At 54.0% G+C, this 24985-nt stretch carries 24 protein-coding genes and 1 tRNA gene; 18 read left to right on the plus strand and 7 right to left on the minus strand.

What is annotated here, in order from left to right; genetic code table 11:
• The first annotated feature begins 11 nt into the window (after positions 1 to 11).
• The 6 genes from rpsG to uvrC all read left to right on the plus strand — a co-directional run bounded on the left by rpsG (position 12) and on the right by uvrC (position 7999).
• Positions 12 to 482 (plus strand): 30S ribosomal protein S7, encoded by a 471-nt coding sequence (rpsG, locus tag RHH53_RS11390; protein ID WP_149819525.1) that lies wholly within the window; start codon positions 12 to 14, stop codon positions 480 to 482.
• A 74-nt stretch (positions 483 to 556) separates the two neighbouring features.
• Positions 557 to 2632: an elongation factor G gene (fusA, locus tag RHH53_RS11395; RefSeq protein WP_206200247.1), complete on the plus strand. Its 2076-nt coding sequence runs from the start codon at positions 557 to 559 to the stop codon at positions 2630 to 2632.
• A 17-nt stretch (positions 2633 to 2649) separates the two neighbouring features.
• The gene (tuf, locus tag RHH53_RS11400; protein WP_149819529.1) at positions 2650 to 3879 is read left to right on the plus strand and encodes an elongation factor Tu; all 1230 of its coding nucleotides are present in this window, start codon (positions 2650 to 2652) and stop codon (positions 3877 to 3879) included.
• A 99-nt stretch (positions 3880 to 3978) separates the two neighbouring features.
• Positions 3979 to 4293, plus strand: coding sequence for a 30S ribosomal protein S10 (gene rpsJ / locus RHH53_RS11405; RefSeq protein ID WP_149819531.1), 315 nt, complete (start codon positions 3979 to 3981; stop codon positions 4291 to 4293).
• Positions 4294 to 4323: 30 nt separating this feature from the next.
• Positions 4324 to 6099, plus strand: a complete 1776-nt coding sequence (locus tag RHH53_RS11410; RefSeq protein WP_310743810.1) for a PDZ domain-containing protein — start codon at positions 4324 to 4326, stop codon at positions 6097 to 6099.
• A gap of 13 nt (positions 6100 to 6112) precedes the next feature.
• Positions 6113 to 7999 (plus strand): excinuclease ABC subunit UvrC, encoded by a 1887-nt coding sequence (gene uvrC, locus RHH53_RS11415; RefSeq protein ID WP_310743811.1) that lies wholly within the window; start codon positions 6113 to 6115, stop codon positions 7997 to 7999.
• A 52-nt stretch (positions 8000 to 8051) separates the two neighbouring features.
• Here the strand turns inward: uvrC and RHH53_RS11420 are convergent.
• The 5 genes from RHH53_RS11420 to RHH53_RS11435 form a co-directional block, all read right to left on the minus strand.
• A tRNA-Gly gene (locus RHH53_RS11420) sits at positions 8052 to 8123 on the minus strand.
• Between the two features lie 53 nt (positions 8124 to 8176).
• The gene (locus tag RHH53_RS11425) at positions 8177 to 8509 is read right to left on the minus strand and encodes a P-II family nitrogen regulator (protein ID WP_310743812.1); all 333 of its coding nucleotides are present in this window, start codon (positions 8507 to 8509) and stop codon (positions 8177 to 8179) included.
• Between the two features lie 40 nt (positions 8510 to 8549).
• Entirely contained in the window at positions 8550 to 9323 is a 774-nt protein-coding gene (locus tag RHH53_RS11430) for a sodium-dependent bicarbonate transport family permease (RefSeq protein WP_399378070.1), read from the minus strand.
• Between the two features lie 11 nt (positions 9324 to 9334).
• Positions 9335 to 9688 (minus strand): sodium-dependent bicarbonate transport family permease, encoded by a 354-nt coding sequence (locus RHH53_RS13250; RefSeq protein WP_399364130.1) that lies wholly within the window; start codon positions 9686 to 9688, stop codon positions 9335 to 9337.
• A 261-nt stretch (positions 9689 to 9949) separates the two neighbouring features.
• Positions 9950 to 10282 carry a YnfA family protein gene (locus tag RHH53_RS11435; RefSeq protein WP_206201697.1) on the minus strand — a complete coding sequence of 111 codons (333 nt, stop codon included), beginning with the start codon at positions 10280 to 10282 and terminating at the stop codon, positions 9950 to 9952.
• Between the two features lie 54 nt (positions 10283 to 10336).
• Here RHH53_RS11435 and RHH53_RS11440 point away from each other — a divergent pair, with 54 nt between their 5' ends.
• The 5 genes from RHH53_RS11440 (at position 10337) to RHH53_RS11460 (ending at position 15237) form a co-directional block, all read left to right on the plus strand.
• Positions 10337 to 11326 carry a succinate dehydrogenase/fumarate reductase iron-sulfur subunit gene (locus RHH53_RS11440; RefSeq protein ID WP_310743813.1) on the plus strand — a complete coding sequence of 330 codons (990 nt, stop codon included), beginning with the start codon at positions 10337 to 10339 and terminating at the stop codon, positions 11324 to 11326.
• A 57-nt stretch (positions 11327 to 11383) separates the two neighbouring features.
• On the plus strand, positions 11384 to 11542 hold the full coding sequence (locus RHH53_RS11445; protein WP_206200252.1) for a chlorophyll a/b-binding protein: 159 nt from the start codon (positions 11384 to 11386) through the stop codon (positions 11540 to 11542).
• Positions 11543 to 11545: 3 nt separating this feature from the next.
• The gene (locus RHH53_RS11450) at positions 11546 to 12619 is read left to right on the plus strand and encodes an ABC transporter ATP-binding protein (RefSeq protein ID WP_206200253.1); all 1074 of its coding nucleotides are present in this window, start codon (positions 11546 to 11548) and stop codon (positions 12617 to 12619) included.
• 94 nt (positions 12620 to 12713) lie between these two features.
• Complete coding sequence (gene sds, locus RHH53_RS11455; protein ID WP_206200254.1) at positions 12714 to 13685, plus strand: solanesyl diphosphate synthase; 972 nt, start codon at positions 12714 to 12716, stop codon at positions 13683 to 13685.
• A 190-nt stretch (positions 13686 to 13875) separates the two neighbouring features.
• Complete coding sequence (locus RHH53_RS11460; RefSeq protein ID WP_206200255.1) at positions 13876 to 15237, plus strand: LCP family protein; 1362 nt, start codon at positions 13876 to 13878, stop codon at positions 15235 to 15237.
• Here RHH53_RS11460 and RHH53_RS11465 read toward each other — a convergent pair.
• A complete protein-coding gene (locus RHH53_RS11465; RefSeq protein WP_310438546.1) occupies positions 15234 to 15890 on the minus strand; it encodes an ATP-dependent Clp protease proteolytic subunit in 657 nt (218 codons plus the stop codon). The two genes, RHH53_RS11460 and RHH53_RS11465, sit on opposite strands and share 4 nt — an antisense overlap.
• A 106-nt stretch (positions 15891 to 15996) precedes the next feature.
• Between RHH53_RS11465 and RHH53_RS11470 the strand changes: the two genes are divergently transcribed.
• The 7 genes from RHH53_RS11470 (at position 15997) to RHH53_RS11500 (ending at position 22746) form a co-directional block, all read left to right on the plus strand.
• A complete protein-coding gene (locus RHH53_RS11470; RefSeq protein WP_206200257.1) occupies positions 15997 to 16836 on the plus strand; it encodes a prohibitin family protein in 840 nt (279 codons plus the stop codon).
• A 133-nt stretch (positions 16837 to 16969) separates the two neighbouring features.
• A complete protein-coding gene (gene lysA / locus RHH53_RS11475) occupies positions 16970 to 18322 on the plus strand; it encodes a diaminopimelate decarboxylase (protein WP_206200258.1) in 1353 nt (450 codons plus the stop codon).
• 20 nt (positions 18323 to 18342) lie between these two features.
• On the plus strand, positions 18343 to 19221 hold the full coding sequence (gene cdaA / locus RHH53_RS11480; protein ID WP_206200259.1) for a diadenylate cyclase CdaA: 879 nt from the start codon (positions 18343 to 18345) through the stop codon (positions 19219 to 19221).
• 22 nt (positions 19222 to 19243) lie between these two features.
• Positions 19244 to 19993: a polyprenyl diphosphate synthase gene (gene uppS, locus RHH53_RS11485; RefSeq protein ID WP_302678343.1), complete on the plus strand. Its 750-nt coding sequence runs from the start codon at positions 19244 to 19246 to the stop codon at positions 19991 to 19993.
• A gap of 58 nt (positions 19994 to 20051) precedes the next feature.
• Positions 20052 to 20714: a uracil phosphoribosyltransferase gene (upp, locus tag RHH53_RS11490; protein WP_310438548.1), complete on the plus strand. Its 663-nt coding sequence runs from the start codon at positions 20052 to 20054 to the stop codon at positions 20712 to 20714.
• Between the two features lie 3 nt (positions 20715 to 20717).
• Positions 20718 to 21623, plus strand: coding sequence for a homoserine kinase (gene thrB / locus RHH53_RS11495; protein WP_286625156.1), 906 nt, complete (start codon positions 20718 to 20720; stop codon positions 21621 to 21623).
• Positions 21624 to 21675: 52 nt separating this feature from the next.
• Positions 21676 to 22746 (plus strand): RuBisCO accumulation factor 1, encoded by a 1071-nt coding sequence (locus tag RHH53_RS11500; protein WP_310743814.1) that lies wholly within the window; start codon positions 21676 to 21678, stop codon positions 22744 to 22746.
• Positions 22747 to 22753: 7 nt separating this feature from the next.
• Here RHH53_RS11500 and RHH53_RS11505 read toward each other — a convergent pair whose 3' ends face one another.
• Entirely contained in the window at positions 22754 to 24982 is a 2229-nt protein-coding gene (locus tag RHH53_RS11505) for an AAA family ATPase (RefSeq protein ID WP_310743815.1), read from the minus strand.
• Between the last annotated feature and the right edge of the window lie 3 nt (positions 24983 to 24985).

Here is a 24985-nt window from a genome sequence, read left to right on the forward strand (position 1 = left end):
AGTAAACACCTATGTCTCGTCGCACTCGCGCTCAAAAACGGCCTACTGCCCCTGATCCCGTCTATAACAACGTGCTGGTGAATATGTTAATCCAGCGGATTATGCTCAATGGCAAAAAATCCCTTGCCAGCCGCATTGTCTATGACGCGATGAAAACCGTACAGGAGCGCACCGGCGAGGATGCTCTGCAAATTTTTGAGCGTGCAGTAAAAAATGCAACGCCCCTAGTGGAAGTGAAAGCCCGCCGTGTGGGGGGTGCCACCTACCAAGTGCCGATGGAAGTTCGTCCCGATCGCGGCGTCGCCTTGGCTTTGCGCTGGTTAGTGCAATTTTCCCGCAAACGAGCCGGTCGTTCGATGTCCGCCAAGCTGGCCAATGAATTGATGGATGCCGCCAACGAAACCGGCAGCACCATTCGTAAACGGGAAGAAACCCACAAAATGGCAGAAGCCAACAAGGCCTTTGCCCACTATCGCTACTAAACCGTCACACGGTTCAAGAGTTGGATACAATTATTTAAGAATTCTAACGTAATGCAACAAACAAGGAGGTAGCTGTGGCACGGACGACCCCGCTAGAGCGAGTGCGAAACATCGGGATTGCCGCTCACATTGATGCGGGTAAAACAACCACAACTGAACGTATTCTTTTCTATTCCGGTGTGGTGCACAAAATTGGCGAAGTGCACGAGGGTACCACGGTTACCGACTGGATGGAACAGGAGCGGGAGCGGGGCATCACCATTACAGCCGCCGCCATCAGCACCTCTTGGAAAGACCACCAGATCAATATTATTGACACTCCCGGCCACGTGGACTTCACGATTGAGGTGGAGCGCTCCATGCGGGTTCTCGATGGGGTGATTGCGGTATTCTGCTCCGTCGGTGGTGTGCAACCCCAGTCAGAAACCGTGTGGCGGCAAGCCGATCGCTACAGCGTCCCGCGCATCGTCTTTGTCAACAAGATGGATCGCACTGGGGCAAACTTCTACAAAGTCTATGACCAGATTCGCGATCGCCTGCGGGCAAATGCTGTGCCGATTCAGTTGCCCATTGGTGCTGAAGATCAGTTCAAAGGCATCGTTGATCTGGTGCGGATGCGCGCCAAAATCTACAAAGACGACCTTGGCAAGGAAATCGAAGACACTGAAATTCCTGCCGAGATGACTGAACTGGCGGAAGCGTATCGCACCAAGCTCATCGAGGCAGTTGCCGAAACCGATGATGCCCTCATGGAAAAATACTTTGAGGGGGAAGAACTCACAGAAGAGGAAATCCGCGCCGCCCTACGCAAAGGGACGATCGCTGGCACCATTGTGCCGATGCTCTGTGGCTCCGCCTTCAAAAATAAAGGCGTGCAATTGCTCCTTGATGCCGTGGTGGACTATCTGCCAGCGCCCATTGACATTCCAGCGATTAAAGGTCATCTGCCCGATGGCACAGAGGTAGAGCGTGCTGCCGACGATGATCAACCCCTAGCGGCATTAGCCTTCAAAATCATGTCGGATCCCTATGGCCGCCTCACCTTCGTGCGCGTTTATTCTGGTGTTCTCAAAAAAGGCAGCTATGTCCTCAATGCCACTAAGGGCAAGAAAGAGCGCATTTCTCGTTTGATTGTGCTCAAAGCCGATGAGCGGATTGAAGTAGATGAACTGCGAGCCGGCGATTTAGGAGCTGCCTTGGGTCTGAAGGAAACCTTCACGGGGGATACCCTCTGCGATGAAAGCTCGCCCGTGATTCTTGAATCGCTGTACATTCCAGAGCCAGTGATTTCCGTGGCTGTGGAACCCAAAACCAAGCAGGACATGGAAAAACTCTCCAAAGCCCTGCAAGCCCTCTCTGAGGAAGACCCCACCTTCCGCGTCAGCGTTGATCCTGAAACCAACCAAACCGTGATTGCGGGGATGGGGGAACTGCACCTCGAGATCCTTGTGGATCGGATGCAGCGGGAGTTCAAAGTGGAAGCCAATATTGGCCAACCCCAAGTGGCCTACCGCGAAACGATTCGCAAACCCGTCCGTGCCGAAGGCAAGTTTATCCGTCAAAGTGGCGGTAAAGGCCAGTATGGTCACGTTGTGATTGAAGTAGAGCCTGCCGAACCCGGTACTGGGTTTGAATTTGTCTCCAAAATTGTTGGTGGTGTCGTTCCCAAAGAGTACATTCCACCTGCTGAGCAGGGGATGAAGGAAGCCTGTGAATCGGGGATTTTGGCAGGGTACCCAGTGATTGACCTCAAGGTCACATTAGTGGATGGCTCCTACCACGAGGTTGACTCCTCAGAGATGGCCTTCAAAATTGCTGGCTCCATGGCCATTAAAGAGGCAGTAATGAAAGCCAATCCGGTGCTGCTGGAGCCAATGATGAAGGTCGAGGTCGAGGTTCCAGAAGAATTCCTTGGGACAGTGATGGGAGACCTCATTTCCCGTCGCGGTCAAATTGAGGGACAAACCGTGGAAAATGGCATTGCCAAAGTGACGGCAAAAGTCCCTCTCGAACGGATGTTTGGTTATGCCACTGACATTCGCTCGAATACCCAAGGTCGGGGAATTTTCTCGATGGAATTTAGCCATTACGAGGAAGTCCCCCGTAATGTGGCTGAGGCGATCATTGCCAAAAATAAAGGGAACGCATAGTCTATACGAGGAACAACATGGCACGCGCTAAATTTGAACGAACCAAACCCCACGTTAACATCGGTACGATTGGTCACGTTGACCACGGTAAAACCACACTGACCGCAGCCATCACCATGACATTGGCTGCCCAAGGGAAAGCCCAAGCTCGCAAATACGATGAAATTGATGCTGCCCCTGAGGAAAAAGCCCGTGGGATTACCATCAACACGGCTCACGTGGAGTATGAGACTGAAAAACGTCACTATGCCCACGTGGATTGCCCCGGCCACGCTGACTATGTGAAAAACATGATCACGGGTGCCGCCCAAATGGACGGTGCTATTCTCGTGGTGGCCGCTACTGATGGTGCGATGCCCCAAACCAAAGAGCACATTCTCTTGGCTCGTCAGGTGGGGGTGCCCAGCATTGTTGTCTTCCTGAACAAAGTGGACATGGTGGACGACGAAGAACTGCTGGAGCTGGTGGAACTGGAACTGCGGGAACTCCTCAGCGAATATGAATTCCCCGGTGACGAAGTGCCCATCATCCGTGGTTCGGGTCTAAAAGCCCTTGAAGCCATGACCGCCAACCCGAAAACCCAACGCGGTGAAAATGAGTGGGTCGATAAAATCTACGAGCTAATGGATGCCGTGGATAACTACATTCCTACCCCTGAGCGGGATGTGGATAAGCCCTTCTTGATGGCTGTAGAAGACGTGTTCTCCATCACCGGTCGGGGTACCGTGGCCACGGGTCGGATTGAGCGGGGTCGCATTAAGCTCAACGAAACGGTTGAACTCGTGGGTCTGCGGGAAACTCGCACAACGACGGTCACCGGTATTGAAATGTTCAAGAAGAGCCTCGAAGAGGGGATTGCCGGTGACAACGCTGGTTTGCTCCTGCGCGGTCTGAAAAAAGAGGATGTGGAACGGGGAATGGTGATTGCCAAACCCGGCTCCATTACGCCCCACACCCAATTTGAGGGTGAAGTGTACGTGCTTACTGAAAAAGAGGGTGGCCGTAAAACCCCCTTCTTTGCTGGTTACCGTCCGCAGTTCTATGTGCGTACCACCGATGTGACCGGTACGATTACCTCCTTCACCGCTGATGATGGTAGCGCCGCTGAAATGGTGATGCCTGGTGACCGCATCAAAATGACCGTGGAACTGATCCAGCCCATTGCCATTGAGCAGGGGATGCGCTTTGCCATCCGTGAAGGTGGCCGGACGATTGGTGCGGGTGTTGTCTCCAAAATCCTGAAGTAGTTGATCTTATGGCCGCTAGCCTTTCTGTGGTGTTGGCGGCCTTTTTTGTCTGAATTTTGTCGGATTGTCTCTGAACCTTGACAAGTAAGGAAGATTCCTATGGCTGCTCTACAACAGAAAATTCGTATTCGCCTTAAGGCCTTTGATCATCGCTTGCTCGATACTTCCTGCGATCGCATTGTCGATACTGCAAAAAGAACCGGCGCTTCCCCCGTTGGCCCAATTCCCCTACCCACTCGCCGTCGAATTTACTGCGTTCTGCGATCGCCCCACGTGGACAAGGACTCACGGGAGCATTTTGAAACCCGTACCCACCGTCGCATACTCGACATTTACCAACCTTCACCGAAAACGATTGATGCCCTGATGAAGTTGGACTTGCCGGCGGGCGTAGATATTGAAGTGAAATTGTAAGCGTCGCCAAAGTTCACTACACTGAGGGGTATGACGCATACGATCATTCATCCTTCCCCCTCTGAGTCTTCTCTTCAGCCCCCTGCCATGGCCTACAGAATCAACTGCCAGCAGGGGCACACTCATCTTTTATGGGTAACGCTGCGGCTAACGGCACCGCAAACCGATGTTCTTGATCTGCACTTACCGGTGTGGACGCCGGGTTCCTACCTTGTGCGCGAATATGCGCGGCATCTTCAGGACTTTACGGTAACGGCCGCTGACGACACTCCTCTTGAGTGGTGGAAGTGTTGTAAAAATCAGTGGCAGGTGGCTTGCACCCCCGGTCAAGAACTGGAAGTGCGCTATGCCATCTATGCCCATGAACTCTCGGTACGCACAAACCACTTTGATAGCAGCCATGCCTACTTCAATCCGGCAGCGGTCTGCCTCTATGTGCCAGAATATCGCGATCAGCCCCTAACAGTAACGATTGTGGCACCGCCGGACTGGCGGGTGACGACTCCGCTTGAACCCTTTGGCGAGGATGGCTTCACCTTTTGGGCAGCAAATTACGATCTGCTGGTGGATAGCCCCTTTGAGGTGGGTACCCACCCTGTTTATGCCTTTGAGGTGGACGGTAAACCCCATGAATTGGCGGTGTGGGGCAAGGGCAATTTTGAGCCGCAGCGGGCGATCGCCGATATGCAGCGGATCATTGCCACCGAGGCAAGTCTCTTTGGCGGCCTGCCCTACGATCGCTATGTCTTTATTTTGCACCTTACCCACAAGGGCTACGGCGGTCTGGAGCATCTCAATAGCTGCTCGTTGATCTTCCATCGCTTTGGCTTTCAGCAAGCGGAGCAGTATCGCCGCTTCCTCTGTTTAGTGGCCCATGAGTTTTTCCACCTCTGGAATGTCAAGCGCATCCGCCCCCAAGCCTTCGAGGTCTTTGACTACGACAGTGAGAATTACACCACCAGCCTTTGGTTTGCAGAGGGAGTGACCAGTTATTTCGATCAACTGATTCCCCTATGGGCAGGATGCTTTGATGCAGAGGCCTATCTTAAACTACTGAGCGAAAGCCTCAATCGCTACCTACATACCCCCGGTCGTTGGGTGCAATCCCTGAGTGCTGCTAGTTTTGATGCTTGGATTAAGCTCTATCGCCCTGACGAAAATAGCATCAATTCGCAGATGTCCTACTACCTCAAAGGGGAGTTGGTGGCACTGTTGCTGGATTTGCGGATTCGCCTTAATTTTAATCACCAGCGATCGCTCCTCGATGCCCTGCGGCGGTTGTGGCAGCAGTATTGCGAGACAGGTCAGGGCTATACCCCCGATGAGCTGTGGGAAACGATTGAAACCGTTGCCGATGAAAACTTGGCGGCATGGCGCGAGCAGTTCATTGAGGGAACCGTAGAACTCCCCCTTCAGGAGTGGTTGGGCAAAGTCGGGCTGGAACTAGTTCCCCAAGACGCGCTGCCCTATACGGGACTTCAGTTCAAGCAGGAACACGGCGCTCTGCAAATCAAGGCAGTGCTGCGGGACTCCCCGGCTGAACAGGCAGGCTTGGTGGCTGGGGATGAAATCATTGCCCTCAATGGGTGGCGCGTCAAGGCGGAGGACTGGTCAGAGCGATTGCGGGAATACTCAGTGGGAGAGACGATTCACTTGACATGGTTCCATGATCAGCAATTGCACTCAGGAACATTGATGTTGGGAGACCCTCAGCCCCGCTATCAGGTGCAGTGCCGTGCCGATGCCACGCCGAGTCAGCGGGCACATTTGGAGGCTTGGTTAGGAGCCACAGCGGCAAAGCTCTAGGGGAGGTGGCAGCATGCTTCAGCCCTTGATTCAGGATCGCGATCGCTTGGAACAGATCTTGCGGCAACTGCCCTTGACTCCCGGCGTTTATTTTTTCAAGGACAAGACGGATCAAATTCTCTACATTGGCAAGTCCAAACGCCTGCGATCGCGGGTGCGCTCCTATTTTCGTGAGCCAGCCCAACTGGGGCCGCGCCTTGAATTAATGGTCTATCAGGTGGCGGACATTGAATTCATCGTCACCGATACGGAAGCCGAGGCCCTTGCCCTCGAAGCCAATTTAATCAAGCAGCATCAGCCCCACTTCAACGTTCTCCTCAAGGATGACAAGAAATATCCCTACGTCTGTATTACGTGGTCAGAACCCTACCCCCGCATTTTCATTACCCGCAAACGCCAATTGGGTAATGTCGGCGATACTCGCAGTGATTCCCCCAAGGATCGCTACTATGGCCCCTATGTCGATAGCTTTCGCCTGCGCCAAACCCTTGCCCTTGTGAAGCGGCTTTTTCCGCTGCGGCAACGTCCCCGCCCCCTCTTTAAGGATCGCCCTTGCCTCAACTACGATATTGGTCGCTGTCCGGGGGTCTGCCAAGCCCTGATTTCACCGCAGGAGTATCGGCAAACGCTGCACAAGGTGGCCATGATCTTTCAGGGACGCACAGGGGAACTCGTGGCACAGCTCCAAGCACAAATGGCGCAAGCGGCGGCGGATCTGAATTTTGAACTGGCGGCACGACTACGGGATCAAATTCGTGGCCTTGAGCATTTAGGAGTGGATCAAAAGGTGTCCTTGCCGGACGATACGGTGTCACGGGATGCCATTGCCCTTGCCCTCGGCGATCGCCATGCTGCCATTCAACTCTTTCAAATTCGTGCGGGTCGCTTGGTGGGACGCTTGGCCTTCGTTGCCGATGCTCAAAGTGGCAGTGTGGGCACGATTTTGCAGCGGGTGCTTGAAGAACACTATGCCCAAGTTGAAGATGTAGAAATTCCCAGTGAAATTTTGCTGCAACATCCCCTACCTGAGGCGGATCTGCTGCGTACCTACTTGAGCGAAAAGAAAGGCCGCGCCGTCACCCTCACCGTCCCCCAGCGGCAGGCAAAAGCAGAACTCATTGCCATGGTGCAACGCAATGCAGAATTAGAATTGGCACGCATTCAACAGGCCAGCGATCGCACCCAAATGGCTCTTGAAGATTTAGCCCAACTCCTTGGCCTTGACACCCTGCCCCACCGCATTGAGGGCTACGACATTTCCCACATTCAAGGGTCTGACGCCGTGGCCTCACGGGTCGTTTTTATTGATGGCTTGCCTGCCAAGCAGCACTATCGCCACTACAACATCCGCAACCCTGAGGTAAAACTTGGCCACTCCGACGACTTTGCCAGTCTTGCTGAGATTCTCCGCCGCCGCTTTGCCCCCTACCTTGAGGGCAAGGGTGACCCTCCAGAGGCTGATGACTGGCCAGATATTGTCCTCATTGATGGCGGCAAGGGGCAACTCTCCGCCGTAGTTCAGGTGTTGGAGCCGCTCCTAGGGGATCTCACCCTCCTCAGCTTGGCCAAACAGCGGGAGGAGATTTTCCTACCCCACCACCGCCAGCCTCTGCCGACCGATCCAGAGCAACCGGGGGTGCAATTGCTACGCCGCGTCCGCGATGAGGCTCACCGCTTTGCCCTGAACTTCCACCGTCAAAAACGCGCCCAACGCCAACGGCGATCGCACCTCGACCAAATTCCCGGCTTGGGCTATCAACGCCAAAAGGAACTCTTCGCCACCTTTCGTTCCATTGACTACATCCGCATGGCCACGCCCGAACAGTTGGCGCAGGTACATGGGGTCGGCCCCCGTCTAGCGGAAAAAATTTACCGCTATTTTCATGCTGATACCGATTAGCAAAGAGCTAAGTGCTTTTCAAAAGAAGAGGGCGATCGCTTGCTATTTCAAAAGCGGGTAACGCGATTCGAACGCGCGACATCAACCTTGGCAAGGTTGCGCTCTACCACTGAGCTATACCCGCAACAGATTCTTAGCTTAAAAAATTAGGGGGCGTCTTGTCAAGCCCCAGAAATTTCAGCAACCCTCAGGACCACAAAAGCTGTGGGCGTACAACACTTCGGCATCGTAGATGTAAGCAATGCCTGCATAGTCGTTGAAAAACTCGACTGCCACCCGATCCACAATTTTTTCGGCCATTTCCCGTGTCTGGGTGAGTACCTCAAACTTGATATTGGCTTGGGTATCGGAAACGCTGGGTTGATCAGAGGAGCGCACATTGCGACTCCCTTTGCCGCCGGTTTCCATCACGCTGTAGCCAGTCGCCCCGGCCTCATCAATGATTTGGGCAATTTTTTTCAAGAGAATCTTCTCGGTCACAATCACGAGCTGCTTTGCTGGCTTGGCCATTCTGAGTACCTCCTTGAGTGAAATTGGCGCGTTTGGGTCACTAGCTGCCGCCCATGATTGCTTGGGCAAGGCCAAGGTAAAGCGGAATTCCTAGGCCAATGGCAATGGGAGTCCCGATCGCGGTGGAAGCACCAATATAGGCGGAAGGGTTAGCGGAGGGAATCCCTGCCCGTAATGTTGACGGCCCAGAAATATCGGAACTAGAGCAGGCAATCACGGCTAGAATCACTACACCTCCAAGGCTAAAGCCAGTGACATAGTGGGCAATCATTCCCAAACCAAAGGCAATCAGGCCATGAACGAGGGGTGCCACCACGGCATAGACCACATACCATTGAGCAACTTTACGCAACTCACCCAAGCGTGACCAAGCCTCCATCCCCATAACGAGCATCAACACCGAGAGTAAACCGCGAAACAGAGGGTTGTAAAAACTCTCATAGACACTGTCGGGACGGGTAAAGATGCCCAAGGCAACGCCCAGCAGCAGTGCCGAAAGGGCTGCCCCTTGCAGACTTTCTTTGACAATCGGCCAGATTCTGGCTCGTTTGCTTTGTTGACTGCGGTACTCACTGGCAGTGGTGGGATACTCACTGGTGCTCCCGGCATAACCTGTGGCGCTCCTTGCACCCGCATCGGCACCAACGGCACTGAGGGAAGCCGGCGCCTTTTTCTCCTGTTTTTTCTTGAGGTAAATGCTGGCAACGACAATGGCTGTCACCAGAGCCGGAATATCCATGAACGGATACAGTGCGGCTGCCCAAGGTTCATAGCTAATTTTCTGCGCCTCCAGAGCCGTTAGTGCTGCTGCCATGGTCGAACCACTCACATCGAACCACTTACAGCCCCAAATAAACCTGCGGTAGCGATCGCGTCCACGGTTTTGACCTTCGGAAGCTTTGCTAAGGTATAACGGCCAATAAATACAATGAGAATCCCCATCGCCACAACAAAGAGTGCTGGCAAGAGCATCTCCTGTAGGTTGGAACTGCGAATCGCAATCCCATCGCTGAGGCCGACTTTCATTAGCAACATAAAAATAATGAACTTATAGATGGCATCGGGAATCTGAAGTTGACTGCCCAGCGCTGCAATGACCATGCCCCCCAGCAAGAAGCCAAGGGTAGGCGACTGTAATTGCTTGACAAAATCTTGCAAAAACTGACCGAGAAAATCCACAGTACTATTCCTCCTTAATTATCAGGGGCTATCCATGGGGCTGTAGATGTTGAAGTTGATAGAAGACTATTTGGGCGATCGCCCTCCCTGCATCCGTTGGTCAACGGCGCAAACATAGTCTTTTATCTATTCAAGCTTTTTGATTTGCTTGCCTTACTCTATAGTAAATTCTTCAGCAACACACACATTTAATAAACATTACTTTCAAATAGATTAAATAAGCCCAGCTTATAGAGTGACCTTGGGGCGATCGCGACGCTGTCAATGGCTTCTTGGCGCGTACATGATAATCAGCGTTCCTAGGAGGGCAACCCCAGCACCGAGCAAATCAAACTTATCGGGGCGCACCTTATCAATTCCCCAACCCCAAAACAGAACCACCAGCAGGAAAATGCCACTATAGGCAGCCTGAACACGACCGAAATGCGCAGGTTGCAGCGTCGGTACCATGCCATACATAAAAAGGACGATCGCCCCCGCTAAGGCATACCCAATGCTTTTATGCTCCCGTAGCCACAGCCAGACAAGATAGGCTCCCCCCAGCTCTAGGAGGCCTGTGATCAGAAAGTAAAGTAGGGATTTTGCAACTTTCATCATCGCCGCAGTGCTTGCTATACACTGGAAACTACACTGGGCCGACGCCAGCATATGACAATTCAGTTGACGATTCGCCGCCAAGCACCCAACAAGAGCGCCTATTGGCAAACCTTCGAACTAGAGATTGATCCTTCCCTCACCATTCTTGATGCCCTCATTCAAATCAAGGGATACCACGACGGTAGCCTCAGCTTTCGCAAGAATTGTCGAAACACCATCTGCGGCAGTTGCGCGATGACCATTAATGGTCGTTCTGCCCTTGCCTGTCAACAAAGTATTCACGCCGAGTTGGCCAATAGTCCTGTGCCCAACCAAATTGCGATCGCTCCCTTGGGGAATTTGCCTGTCCTCAAAGACCTTGTCGTGGACATGAGCGATTTTTGGCAAAAACTTTCAGCCGTTAATCCTTACGTGAGTACAGCGGCACGGCAAGTGCCTGAGCGGGAGTTTCTGCAATCCCCCAGAGATCGCGCCAAACTCAATGCCTCTGGCAACTGTATTCTCTGTGGTGCCTGCTACGGTGCCTGTAATGCGGTGGAAGTGAATCCCGACTTTGTTGGCCCCCATGCCCTTGCCAAAGCAGCTCGCCTTGTGGCTGATACCCGCGATAGCGAAACTGACCAACGCCTAGACCAATACAACACTGCCACCAGTGGCGTGTGGGGCTGTACCCGTTGTTTTAATTGCAACACCGTGTGTCCCGTGGGCGTACAACCCCTCGATCGCATTAGTGAGATCAAGCAGGCCATTTTAGCCCGCTCAACAGGGGCAAGCCGCAATGAAGAGCGACCCCTCCGCCATCGGCAAGTGCTCTTAGAACTGGTGAAAGAAGGCGGCTGGGTGGATGAGCGACAATTTGGCCTCCAAGTAGTGGGCAATCGTTTTCGAGATCTCAAGGGTGTGGCAAGCCTTGCCCCCTTGGGCTGGCGGTTATTGCGACGGGGTAAGTTTCCGCTGCGATTTGCAAAGTCTGCTGGTCAAGCCCAAATTAAGGCAGTGATCACCGCCCTACAGCAGAAACAGCCGTCTTCTAAAATGTGAGTACAAAGTGAAGGCTCTATGCCAAGCTAAAGAAGTTGTTTTGCATACCTAAACACCATGAGTGAACCAACACCTGATGATTTGACCCCGCAATTTGGTTGGTCGCGCTATGCGGAGCTGATCAATGGCCGCTTTGCCATGGTTGGCTTTATTGCCCTGCTGGTGCTGGAGTGGGTCACTGGCCAAGATTTCTTTACGTGGGTGGGCTGGCGATAGGTTGTGGCGGCAACACTGCGCTTAGAGGGAGTCACGCGGCGATTTGCTCCAGGAGTGGGAATTGGTCCACTCTCTCTAACTGTGCCCGCAGGGGCGCTTTGGGTGATTGTCGGGCCTTCGGGTTGTGGTAAATCTACCCTGTTGCGGCTTATTGCTGGTCTAGAGCAGCCCACCAGTGGGGAGATCTCCATTGGCGATACCTGTGTCAATGGCCTGAGTGGGCGCGATCGCGATGTGGCAATGGTCTTTCAGAACTATGCCCTCTATCCCCACATGACCGTGGCCGAAAACCTTGGCTTTGGTCTGAAAATGCGCGGTGTTGATCCGGCCACACGGCAGCAACGGATTCTTCAAGTGGCTAAGCTACTGGGGATTGAGTCCCTGCTGCAGCGCAAACCGCGTCAACTCTCCGGTGGTCAGCAACAGCGGGTGGCCTTGGGAAGGGCCTTGGCGCGATCGCCCCAAGTGTTTCTCCTCGATGAACCCCTCTCCAACCTTGATGCCCAATTGCGGGAACAAACCCGTGCTGAACTGAAACAATTACATCAACAACTGGGCATTACCACCCTCTATGTCACCCATGATCAAGTGGAGGCCATGACCCTTGGCGATCGCATTGTGGTGCTGGATCGCGGTCAAATCCAGCAAATTGGCACCCCTGCTGATCTCTACGACAAACCCGCCAATACCATGGTGGCGCGATTTTTGGGCACCCCGCCGATGAATTTACTGCCCGCTCGCTGGGATGGCAGCCGCCTGTGGCTAGCGCAGCAGCCCTTGCCCTGTCCAGACACCCCCCATTGGCCGCTAAAAAGTGAACAACCCCTCACCGTGGGCATTCGCCCAGAGCATTTGTCTATCAGTGAGAAGGGCTTGGGGGCGATCGCCACCCTCGTTGAACCCCTAGGCCGCGAAGCCATTGTCCGCTGTCGCCTCATGGATAGTTCCCAAGAACTGCTGTGGTTAGCCCCTAATCACCAAATCCCTCAAATGGGTGACCCTCTCCAGTTGCAGGCTCGCCATCTTTATCTGTTTGACCCTACGAGCGGGGTGGCTCTCAATTTTGAGCCTAGCTGAAAATTCATCGGAACCCTTACCCAAGATTGGAGGGTTCGCTTAGAATACAACTAGGATTCTGTAAAATTTCGTAACTTCTGCGGCCAGCCCGTCCATGACTTCGGTAACCTCTCTTTTTTCACCTGTCGAAGCGGATCTCTGTGTACTAACGGAGAACCTGAAGGCACTGATTGGAGCACAACACGCCGTACTCTCTGCTGCCGCCGAACATCTTTTTGCTGCCAGTGGAAAGCGCATTCGACCCGCCATTGTCTTTTTGGTGTCGCGAGCCACGCTGCCCGATCAGGGGATTACCCCGCGGCACTGCCGCTTAGCAGAAATTACAGAAATGATTCATACCGCCAGTCTCTTTCATGATGATGTGGTGGATCAAGCGCAACTACGGCGCGGTGTGCCCACGGTTAACAGTGTTTTTGGCAATCGGGTGGCCATTCAAGCAGGAGACTTTCTCTTTGCCCAAGCCTCTTGGTACTTAGCGGATTTGGATAACCTGCAAGTGGTGAAGCTCCTCTCCCAAGTGATCAAAGACTTTGCTGAAGGGGAAATTCGCCAAGGCTTTAACCGCTTTGACACCAGCATTACCCTAGACGACTATCTACTGAAAACCTACTACAAGACGGCTTCCCTCATTGCCAACAGTGCCAAGGCGGCAGCGGTTCTCAGTGAAGCGCCGCCAGAAACCATCGAGGCCATGTACACCTACGGCAAAAATTTGGGTCTAGCCTTTCAAATCGTCGATGACATCCTTGACTTCACCCGCTCCACCGCAGAACTAGGGAAACCCGCTGGCTCAGATCTGCGGGATGGCAACCTAACTGCACCGGTTCTCTTTGCCCTACCCAAAGCGCCCTACTTGCATACCCTCATTGAGCGAGAGTTTAGTGAAGAAGGGGATTTGGAAACCGCCCTCAACCTAGTGCGCCAAAGTGGTGCCATTGAAGACGCCCGCAATTTAGCCAAGGAATATGCCCAAGCGGCTCTACCGGCGCTTGAAGTGCTGCCTTCGTCGGAACCGCGTCAGGCCCTCAGCCAGTTGACCGATTATGTCCTTGAGCGGCTCTATTAAGCTGCCAGCGGCAAAATTTCCAATGCCCAGCGCATAAATTTCAGGAACTGGGCGAAAAACAGAAACAAGACTTCCATGAGGGAGTCCAATAGGTATAAGTGCGGGATCAGTAATCAATCCCCTACACTAAAGACAGGGATTGCGTCCACCCGACTAGCCCACGATTGGTTTTTATTTCGGGAGTGAGTTTGTGGCAAGAGGCGTTCAACAGCGTAAATCGGTGAGTTCTACTGTGGGTGGTCGGGGAAGGCAAAAAGTATCTCAAAAAAGCAAGGGTCAGCGATCGCGCCCTTCGCCATGGCGTACCCTAGGCTGGATTGCTGCCTTTAGTGGTGTGTCCTTGGTTTCTGCCTTTGCGGGCATGACATTTGTTTTGATGTCACCCTTTCAGGGCACGAACCATCGTGGCCAACGGGATCCCTCTTGGCTGGAAATGATGACACGGGGGTTCCAGTATGGCATGAGTCGGCCAGTGAACCTCTTGGTACTGGGGGTGGATAATGTCTTGGATGCCCCTGAAGGTTCTCCGAAACGGTTCCGTGGTCGCACGGATACGATGCTGCTGGCGCGGTTTAACCCTGAAAATGGCACGATTACGGTCTTGAGTATTCCCCGTGATACCCGTGTGGAAATTCCCGGACATGGCATCGACAAAATTAATGCGGCCAATGTTTATGGAGAGGTCGATCTAACGGTGCGGGTGGTCAGCGAAATCCTCAACTATACCCCCATTGATCGCTACATTCGCATTGATACAGATGCATTTCGAGAATTGGTGGATCTGGTGGGCGGTGTCGAGGTCAACGTGCCCAAGCGGATGGTTTATACCGATCACACCCAAAAACTTTACATTGATCTTCAACCGGGGCTGCAAACCCTGAACGGGGAGCAAGCAGAGGGCTTTGTTCGCTTTCGTTACGATGAACTGGGGGATATTGGTCGTGCCCAGCGGCAGCAAATGCTGATCAAGGCGCTGCAAAAGAAACTGGCCAATCCCGTCATGCTGACCCAGGTGCCGAAAATCTACAGCGTCCTGCAAAAATATGTGGATACGGATTTAACCTTTGCCGAACTGATGGCGATCGCCCAATTTAGTTTGCGCATTGAGCCAGACAACCTGCGTTTGATTCTGCTGCCGGGACGCTTTAGTGGTGATAGCTATGAGGTCAGCTACTGGCTTCCTGACTATGACCGCATTGATCGGGTGGTTGCTGAGCACTTTAGCGATCGCCCCTCAAAGCTGGTTGACCATACGTGGCGTGAAACAGGGACGCTACGCATTGCGCTGCAAAATGCCTCCGGTAGCAGTGACGCTGCCCAAGACATGGCGGATTTCCTCGCCCACCACGGCTATACCAATGTGATCATCAGTGAAGAGTGGTATCAGCAAACCCCCGAAACAGAGATTGTGGCACAGCAAGGGGATATTGGGGCTGCGCAAATGATTCGTTCTGTCCTTGGCATGGGGCGAGTATCCGCCAACTCCACGGGGGTGCTGTCTTCGGATATTACGATTCGCATTGGCCGCGACTGGGCAGCCGTCTTGCACTAGGTGAGAGTGGCGGGCAGTTTCTTGGTCACCGCTTCGGGTTCGAGGATGCGGTCAATAATGCCGTATTCCTTGGCCATTTGCGGCGTCATATAAAGCAGCCGATCCATATCGCGGGTAATGCGTTCGGGGGGTTGACCGGTATTTTGCGCCAAAATCTCCACCATCATTGCCTTATTGGCCAGAACCTCCTTGGCACGAATTTGAATATCGGTGGCCTGTCCTTGGGCATAGCTCTTGGTTTGGTGCAGAACAATCGTGGCGTGGGGTAAACTGGCTCGATACCCCTTTGTCCCCGCTGAGAGCAACATGGCGGCCATCCCCATCGCTTGACCAATGCAGATCGTATGCACAGGGGGCTTAATGTAGCGCATGGTGTCGCAGATGGCAAAGGCTTCTGTTTCAAAGCCAATGGGTTCGCCATCGTAGCGGGAGGTTCCCGTCGAGTTAATGTAAATGCGGATGGGTTTTTCGGGATCGTCGTATTGCAGATAGAGCAGTTCCGCAATGATCAGTTCCGTAACCGCTGGCACCAAAGGCATGCCGAGATAGACGATCCGCTCCTTCAACAGCAGTGAAGGGAGATCGGGGGGTGGGGTGCGATAGTAGGCATCACCATAGTAGGCCGCTTGGGCAGCAGTAAGGGGCAACCGCATAGGACGCTCAGCAAATGACAGACTATCTGTACTCTAGCAAGGAATTGCCTTCCGGATCGGCGGGAAGCACCGCCTATAATCAAAGCAGAAATTCAATTCTTGGGTCATGAATCAACTCCTCAGTTCGCGGCTCACCTCCTCAGTGGTGGCGATCGCCATTGTCTTGCTGGTTGTCCTTTTGAATGCCGTGGTGATTATTAATCCTGGCCAAGCAGGGGTGCTGAGTATTTTGGGTAAAGCTCAGGATACTCCCCTCCTCGAGGGCATCCACTGGAAACCGCCGTTTATTGCCAGTGTGGATGTCTATGACGTAACTGTACAGAAGTTTGAAGTGCCAGCGGAAAGTGCCACCAAAGATTTGCAGGACATTACCGCCAGTTTTGCCATCAACTTTCGCCTAGACCCCATGGCCATCGTGGATGTGCGCCGCACCCAAGGGACCCTAGAAAATATCGTCGCCAAAATCATTGCTCCCCAGACCCAAGAGGCCTTCAAAATTGCTGCTGCCCGTCGCACGGCGGAGGAGGCTATTACCAAGCGGGATGAACTTAAGGAGGATTTTGATCATGCCCTTGGCGATCGCCTAGCCAAGTACCACATTCTCGTACTGGATACCAGTGTCGTTAACCTTGACTTTTCCGAGGAATTTTCCAAGGCCGTCGAGGATAAGCAAATTGCTGAGCAGCGGGCACAACGGGCGGTCTATATCGCCCAAGAGGCGGCTCAACAGGCGCAAGCGGAAATTAACCGTGCCCAAGGGAAAGCGGAAGCCCAACGCCTCCTTGCCGAAACCCTCAAAGCTCCGGGTGGCCAGTTAGTGCTGCAAAAGGAAGCGATCGAAGCATGGCGTGAAGGCGGTGCCCAAGTGCCCCAAGTGATTGTGATCAACGGCCAAGAAGGGCTACCCCCCTTTTTCCTCAATTGGACAGGGACAGCAGCAAAATAGCTGAGGGACGGTTCGATGAACTACAGGTTCAGCAGAGACTCAACAGATGAAGGGAGCGATCGCCCAAATCCCCCTAGAATTAAGAATAGCGATTTGTTCTTTATATTCCCCTAATTTCTGCCGATACTGACCCATGATCTCCACCCCGCTTGCTGCCAATCAACAAATTTTACCCCTGACTGCGCAAACCAATGCCCGAGGCCATCTCACCATTGGTGGGTGTGATGTGGTGGAGTTAGTGGCTCAGTTTGGCTCTCCCCTCTACATCCTTGATGAGTTCACCTTTCGCACCGCCTGCCGTCAATACCAAGACACCCTCCAGCAGACCTACGGTGGTGAATTTTTGGTGCTCTACGCTTCAAAGGCTTGGAACTGCTTGGCCACCTGTGCCCTTGCCCACAGTGAAGGCTTGGGGATTGATGTGGCCTCCGGGGGTGAACTCTACACTGCCTTGAGTGCCGGCGTCCCCGCCAGCCACATTTACTTCCACGGTAATAACAAGTCCCCCCAAGAACTCCTCTATGCCCTTGAGGTCAATTGCACGATTGTTGCCGATAACTGGCTAGAACTAGAGCGCCTTGCTGCCTACGTTGAGGAGCATGATCTCTCGACCCCACCGCGCGTCATGTTGCGGTTGACACCGGGGATTGAATGCCACACCCACGAATATATCCGCACTGGACATCTAGACAGCAAATTTGGCTTTGACCCGCAACAGTTTCCAGAGTTGCTTCAGTTTGCTAAGGCGCATCCCGAACTGGACTGGGTCGGACTCCACGCCCACATTGGCTCACAGATTTTTGAGGAACAACCCCATTTAGACCTCTGTGATGTCCTTGTGGATTGGCTGGCTCAAGCCCGTGAAGCGATGCTACCCATGCGCGAACTGAATGTGGGGGGTGGTCTTGGCATTCGCTACATCGAGTCCGATAACCCGCCGGCGATCGCCCACTGGACAAAGGCCATTAGTCATCAACTGAGCCAAGCCTGTCAGCAACGCCATCTTCCCTTACCCAAACTCATCTGTGAGCCGGGTCGCTCCATCGTTGGACCTGCGGCAGTGACGGCCTACACGGTGGGCAGCCGTAAGGTGATTCCTGAGCTACGCACCTATATCGCTGTCGATGGGGGGATGTCCGATAATCCACGACCGATTACCTATCAGGCGCAATATACAGCCCTGTGTGCCAATCGCATGACCACTGCCGCCACAGAAACCGTGCGTGTTGCCGGTAAGCACTGCGAATCGGGCGATATTCTGCTGCCCCAAGTCACCCTACCCCCCCTGCAAGCCAATGATATTTTAGTGGTGGCCAGTACGGGTGCCTACAACTACAGCATGGCCTCCAACTACAATCGTGTGCCCCGGCCGGCGGCGGTGGTGGTCTGTGAGGGGGAAGCCAACCTGATCCTGCAACGGGAAACCTACGCTGATTTGGTGGCCCATGATGTCTTGCCCCTGCGATTGAGCACCCCCGCCCCCTAGGAGGTGACGAGCACGATGGGATGATAAGCCTCCTAGGTAACTTGTCGTGGCTGCTGCTGTCCTCGCAGACACTGGCCAAGGTGCGAACAGTCGTGGATGTGGTTTTGGTCTTGACCCTAACCTACGCTATTTTGCGGGTTGTGGCCGAGCGGCGAACCCTCTGGATGATACGGGGCTTTATCTTCCTCCTTTTGGCAACCTCCCTCAGTCGTGCCATTGAGCTACAGTTTTTGAGCTTTGTGCTGCACAACTTAGTGATTGGCTCTGCGGTGGCCTTAGCCGTTATTCTGCAATCGGAAATTCGCATTTTTCTGGAACAGTTGGGACGAGGACAGTTTTTCGGCTTTATGCAGCCCGTGGCCGAGTCGAGCCTGACCAATGATGCCGTTGATTTGATTGTGACGGCCGTGAAGGGATTATCTCAAGATCGTACGGGGGCACTCATTCTGCTGGAAACCCATACAAAGCTCAGCCCCCAAGATTTTACCCATGCAGGGATCGCCCTCAATGCCCGCCTTTCACCGGAACTCATTACCTCAATTTTTCAGGTGAGTTCCCCCCTGCACGATGGCGCAATTTGGGTGCGGGGGGCTGAAGTGATTGCGGCAAAGTTGATCCTGCCCCTCTCGGATCGCACGGGGCCTTGGCAGTTGGGCACTCGCCATCGCGCCGCCCTAGGGATTACCGAACGCATTAGCCACTGTGTCTGTGTAGTGGTCTCTGAGGAAACGGGGTCAATTTCCCTTGCCTTTAAGGGGGAGCTTCAACGTCCCCTCACCAGCAGTAAACTAGGGGAATTGTTGCGGCAATATGTGCAGGATCAAGGGACGGCAACTTCACAACCCCGTCAACGTCGGCACAGCTTAAAATTTTGGAAGACTGTATGGCCACTGCGCTAATTTCCGCCAATAGGATGTGTCCATGACGCTACAGCCCCATTCACTCATTGAGTTACCCGAAGATCTAGATCGCGATCGCCTACCTCGCCATGTGGCGGTGATTATGGATGGCAATGGCCGCTGGGCAAAGCAGCGCAATTTACCGCGTATTATGGGACACCAACGCGGGGTGGACACCCTCAAGGAACTGCTGCGCTGTTGCAAAGATTGGGGCATTGAAGCCCTGACCGCCTACGCCTTCTCCACAGAAAACTGGGGGCGCCCCCTGCCGGAGGTGGATTTTCTGATGACCCTCTTTGAGCGAGTGTTGCGGCGGGAACTGGCGGAAATGGTTGCCGAGGGCGTGCAAATTCACTTTGTGGGTGACTTGGCGTGTTTGCCGAACTCCCTACAAGCGGAAATTGAGCGAGCGATGACCGCTACGGCCAATAACCAAAAAATTAAATTTGTGGTGGCAACCAACTATGGTGGGCGACGGGAAATTATCCACGCTTGCCGTTCGATTGCAGCCCAAGTGAAAGCGGGACGCCTTGACCCCGCCGATATTGATGAGGTACTCTTTGAACGCCATTTGTACACGGGCGGCCTACCGGATCCCGATTTGTTGATTCGCACCAGTGGCGAGATGCGCGTCAGTAACTTTTTGCTGTGGCAGGTGGCCTATTCAGAAATTTACGTCACCAAGACCCTCTGGCCGGATTTTGACCGCGCTGCTTTCCATGAGGCGCTCCGGGATTACCAACAGCGACAGCGGCGATTTGGCCGTGTCTAAAGGGGACGATTTCAGTGGAGAATAGGAAAGCTCGCCGGGTACGTATTGGAGCGATACTGTGACCCCCCAATTGCGCATTTATGTCCCCCCTCATCCCCTCATTCAACATTGGCTAACGGTGGCTCGCGATCGCAACACGCCCACCCCTCTGTTTCGCGTAGCCATGACGGAGCTAGGTCGCTGGTTGGCCTATGAGGCGGTACGGGAATGGTTGCCAACGGTGGAAACAGTGGTTGAAACGCCCCTTGCCCCCTGTGCAGCGCTGGTGGTGAATCCGCAAGTACCCGTCGTGGTGGTACCCATTCTGCGGGCGGGTTTGGCCTTGCTCGACGGTGCCCAAGGGGTCTTACCGACAGCAAAGACGTACCACTTAGGGATTGTGCGGGATGAGGCCACCCTTGAACCCAGTTGCTATCTCAATAAGTTGCCCCCGCAGTTTGACCCGCAAACCCGTGTCCTGATTAGTGAGCCGATGCTGGCAACGGGAGGTTCAATCATGACAGCAATGCAGGAACTGGTGCAGCGGGGGATTGACCCAGCCTTGGTGCGAATCATTTCCGTGGTCACTGCGCCGCCAGCTTTGCAGAAACTCGGTGCCCATTTTCCCGCAGTGCAAGTCTATGCAGCCACGATTGATGAGACAGTGAATGAGCAGGGCTTTATTGTGCCTGGCTTAGGGGATGCGGGGGATCGCGCCTTTGGTACCGGGGAGGAAGTGTAACCGATGATGACAGTGGTGACTGTGCCAGCAACAACGGCTAATTTGGGTCCGGGGTTTGATTGCTTAGGAGCCGCTCTGACCCTCACCAATACGTTCACCTTTTCCTTGAGCGATCGCCCCCATGTCAATGTGCGGGGCACTGAGGCAGCCGGTGTCAGCAGTAGCTCCGACAATTTGGCCTATCGTGCCTACCACCGTCTCTATCAATATCTAGGGCGTGAAGCCCCACCTGTGTATTTAGAGATTGATCTGGGGGTTCCCCTCGCACGGGGCCTCGGCAGTTCAGCAACCGCAATTATTGGCGGCTTAGTAGGGGCAAATCGGCTGGCGGGCTTTCCCCTCAGTCATACCGAGGTTCTGGAATTGGCCATTGAAATGGAAGGCCACCCCGATAATGTGGTGCCGGCCTTGCTAGGGGGCTGTCGTCTTGCTGTCCAAGGGAGTGCAGGGGGATGGCATTGGCTAGAGATTCCTTGGGATCAGGATGTGGTGCCGATTGTGGCGATTCCAGACTTTGAGCTAGCCACGGAAACAGCGCGGCAAGTGCTGCCCCCCCACTGTACCTACGGTGATGCAGTTTTTAATATCAGTCACCTTGGTGCTCTGCTGCGGGGTTTGGAAACGGGTCAACGGGAGTGGCTGCAACTGGCCTTGGGCGATCGCCTGCATCAACCCTACCGCCAAAGTCTGATCAAAGGCTATACCGACCTCCACAGGGCGGCTCTTGAGGCGGGTGCCCACGGTTTGGTCATTAGTGGCGCAGGACCCACGCTTTTAGCCCTCGGGGATCCCGTTACCGCTTCCGCCATTGCCACTGCCCTCAAGGAGACTTGGGCAAAGTTTGATGTGCAGGCACGGGTGGAGGTGCTGGCCATTCAACGCCAAGGGACAACGGTGCGCGATCGCTAGGCAATCTTAGGCAATTGTATAGCATGCTTCCCTGTCAATAGGAGGTGATTAAATGAGTCAAGAACAGGATGCCCTGACAACGGAAGTGCTGCAACGCCTACGCCGCAAGGAGGGCACTTGGCAGGATTGGGGAGCCGGATGCCAGCAACTGCAAAAACAAGGGCTATCTCCCCAAGCGATTTTTGAGGCCACGGGCATTGAACCCATCCACCAAAATCAACTGATCATTGCCCTGCAAGTGAGTCAGAGCCTACGGGACGCCCCTGAATCTGTGCGTGCCTATTTTCAAACGCGGGGCAGCGATCTGCTCTATGAACTGCGGGTGTTGTCAGGGAGCGATCGCCTTGCAGCAGCCACACTCATTGTTGAGAAACAACTGGATGTCACTGCGGTTCATGAGGTCTGCCGTGCCCTCAAGGCCGTGAGCTATCAAAAGGATGAGAGTGCAGGTTTTGGTGAGAGTGTGGGCGATCGCATTGGTCGCTACTATTGGCAACTGGCGCGGCAGCAACGCGATTTAGCCCAGCGATCGCGCCTCATTGCCCAAGGCTTTCGCTTTGTTGAATCCGCCACAGGTCGCCAAGCGCTTGAAAAACTGCTGACGGACTTTACCGTGGTTCCCGCTGCTAGCCAACCCCGACTCCCCCTTTACCGCTTGGATTCCGCTGAAGACCTGCCCTACCTCGTTCCGGTCGCAGGAACAGCCCCGCTCGCTGCTGCAGCCTTTAATCAAGTGCCCCAGTTAACTTCTACAGGCGCCTTGCAATTAGTCGCTGTTCCTCAACCCATGACCCTCGTGGCTCTCCCCAGTTGGCAGGTTCTCCTGAATGCTGTTGACCCAGTCGCGGTGCTTTGGCCAGTGGCAGACCTACCCGCAGAATTACCGCCCACGCCTGAGGGACTCCCCATTGAACAAGTGCTCCTGATAGTGGATCGTGGTCTTCCAGAATGGGATCGCGATCGCTATCTGTTGATTGCACCTGCGGCCAGCGATCCTGTCCAACTGGCTTGGTTTCCTGAACCCCCTACAGCGCCAATTCTTGGCCAACTCCTGCTCGTCTTACGCCCCCCCCAAGTGCTGGATGAGAGTATCAACAAGGAACTTTGGTTCTTTGAGGAATAGCTTAACTTTAGGCGAGATTCACCACAACGCCCAGAGCGCTACCACGCCCCAAACTGTAATCTGCCAAGGCTAGTCGCACAGGCTGCTGGGGTGCTTTCAGATTCACTACCACAAGGGTCTGATCCACCAGTCCCGACCAGAGTTTGGCATCAGCAAAGTTGGCCAAGGGGGGTGTATCCACAATCACCAGATCAAAATAGTTTTTCAGGTGAGCCATGAACTGTTTGAGCGTGTCTTGGCTGAGGAGCCGCATCGGCTGTTGCCGCAACTCACCAGCGGTTAAAATTGCCAGACCGCGCCGCGCCTGAGCAACGCTATACCAGTGCCGCCGATGAATTAACCAATCCGCCAAGCCCTGTTCATTCGTCAGGCCGAGATAGCGGTGAATCTGGGGTCGCCGTAAATCCCCATCAATCAGCAGAACCCGCTGCCCCGTGCCTGCGGCAGCAAGGGCAAGATGCAGAGCAACGGTGGTGCGCCCATCGGTGGGTAGGGCTGAAATCACGGCTAACGAATGCCCCAAACCCACGGCCTGGAGGTTGGCAAACACATGGTGAAAGGTTTCTTGAAACTTCACCCATTCCCCGACAAAGGGTAGGACTTGAGTCACCTGCCACAGCCCTGAATTGCCCTTCACCGCGCGCTCTAAGCGGAGATTGGTTTGGGGGGTTGCCTTGGGAATTTTGCCAAGGAGGGGCAAGCCGAGGGCATCTTCCACTTGGGCTGGACTGACAAACGTATTGGCAGCTGCATCTGCAACATAAGTAGCCAGAACCCCCAACACAAGGCTGGCGATCGCCCCTAGCACCAACAGCAGTAAGCGCGGGAAGGTGGGTTGGACAGCGGGATTCTCTAAATCCGTCAACACCTGCCACGCAAAGTAATTCTGCGCCAGTTGTAGTTGCACTGCCTGTCGGGCTTGATTGAGCATCTCAAGGGAGAGGTTGGCCGTCCGAATCCGATGTTCAAGGCGATCAATGGCGGGGAGTTGGCTACTCAGTTGTTGTAATTGTTGGGCAACCGCCGCTTGGGGAGCCGCAAGCTCAGCATCATAGCGCCGCTGGTTTTCGTATTCAATCCACGCCGTAATGTAGTTGGTAATCAGCGTTTGTGACACTGTTCCCTGAAAGCCTAGGGTCGTGGGGTTGTCCACTTGATATTGCTCACCAATCACTTGGCGGGCGATCGCCTGCAATTGCTCCACCAAAACTCGCCGCTGTTCCTCAAGAGCTTGGATAACGGGTGTCCCTTCCCGAAAAATGGCTAGATTCTTGGCAATTTCTTGATCCAGTTCTTGAATGCGTGCCAGTTGTTGCTGATAAGCAGGGGAGGTACTTAAGTTCGCTGCTGCTAGGGCTTCTGCGGGCGTCATCTTGAGTTGTTCTTGAAACCCTTGAAAACGACCGTAGGCTTCCACGGCCTTCAGGCGAGCCGCTTGGCGCAGGCTATGGATTTGGCGATACTGTTCTGTTAAAAAGCGCAGTTGTTCTGAGGGTTGCAGGCTCGTGCCTTGGGGTTGGCTGGCTTGGAGTTGCTGCTGGAGTTGCTCTAATTCCGTAAGGTGCTGATTGATGTCTTTGTCCAGTTGCTCTAGGGTGCGATTGAGTTGTTCTTGGCGATCGCGCTGACTGTAGTCAACAAACGCCTCTGCCACGGCCTTTAATACTGCGGTCACGATTTCTGGCTGGCGATCGCGATAGACCACTTCTAGTACTTTTGTTTGGGTCGGCAGTTGCTCTGTGGCGGAACTAACCACTGGTCGAATTTCCAGATGCTCAGCTAAGACCCGCGTGGTCAAATGAGGATACTGCTGTTGTAGTTTCTGGGCAATGGGAGCTAGTACTTTGTCACTTTCTAGAACGAGAATCTGTGACCCCACATCCACTGGAGGGGGTGTGGTTGGCGGCGGGGAGGGGAGGGTACTGGCAATGCCATCACGGGGGGTCAGGGTTGGCGCAGGCTGTGGTTCCTTCACTGGTTCCATCAGAAGGCGAAAATAGGCCTCGTACATTTCGGGTTGCCAGAAAACATACCCCCCCATGACCAAGAATGAGAGTAAAACCGTTCCTGACAGTAGTCGCCACCGTCGCCGACAGCGATCGCTAAAAGCTTGCAGCCCACCCTTTTGAGAACTCTTTCTGGTGCTGAACCGTGATGGATTTCGCTGGCGATCGCCCGCAGGACGCGCTTCGCGATCAACGACCCGTAAATTGGGTATCTTTTGTGGGAGCGACATCAG

It is taken from the genome of Thermosynechococcus sp. PKX82 (assembly GCF_031583255.1).
Lineage (GTDB): Bacteria > Cyanobacteriota > Cyanobacteriia > Thermosynechococcales > Thermosynechococcaceae > Thermosynechococcus.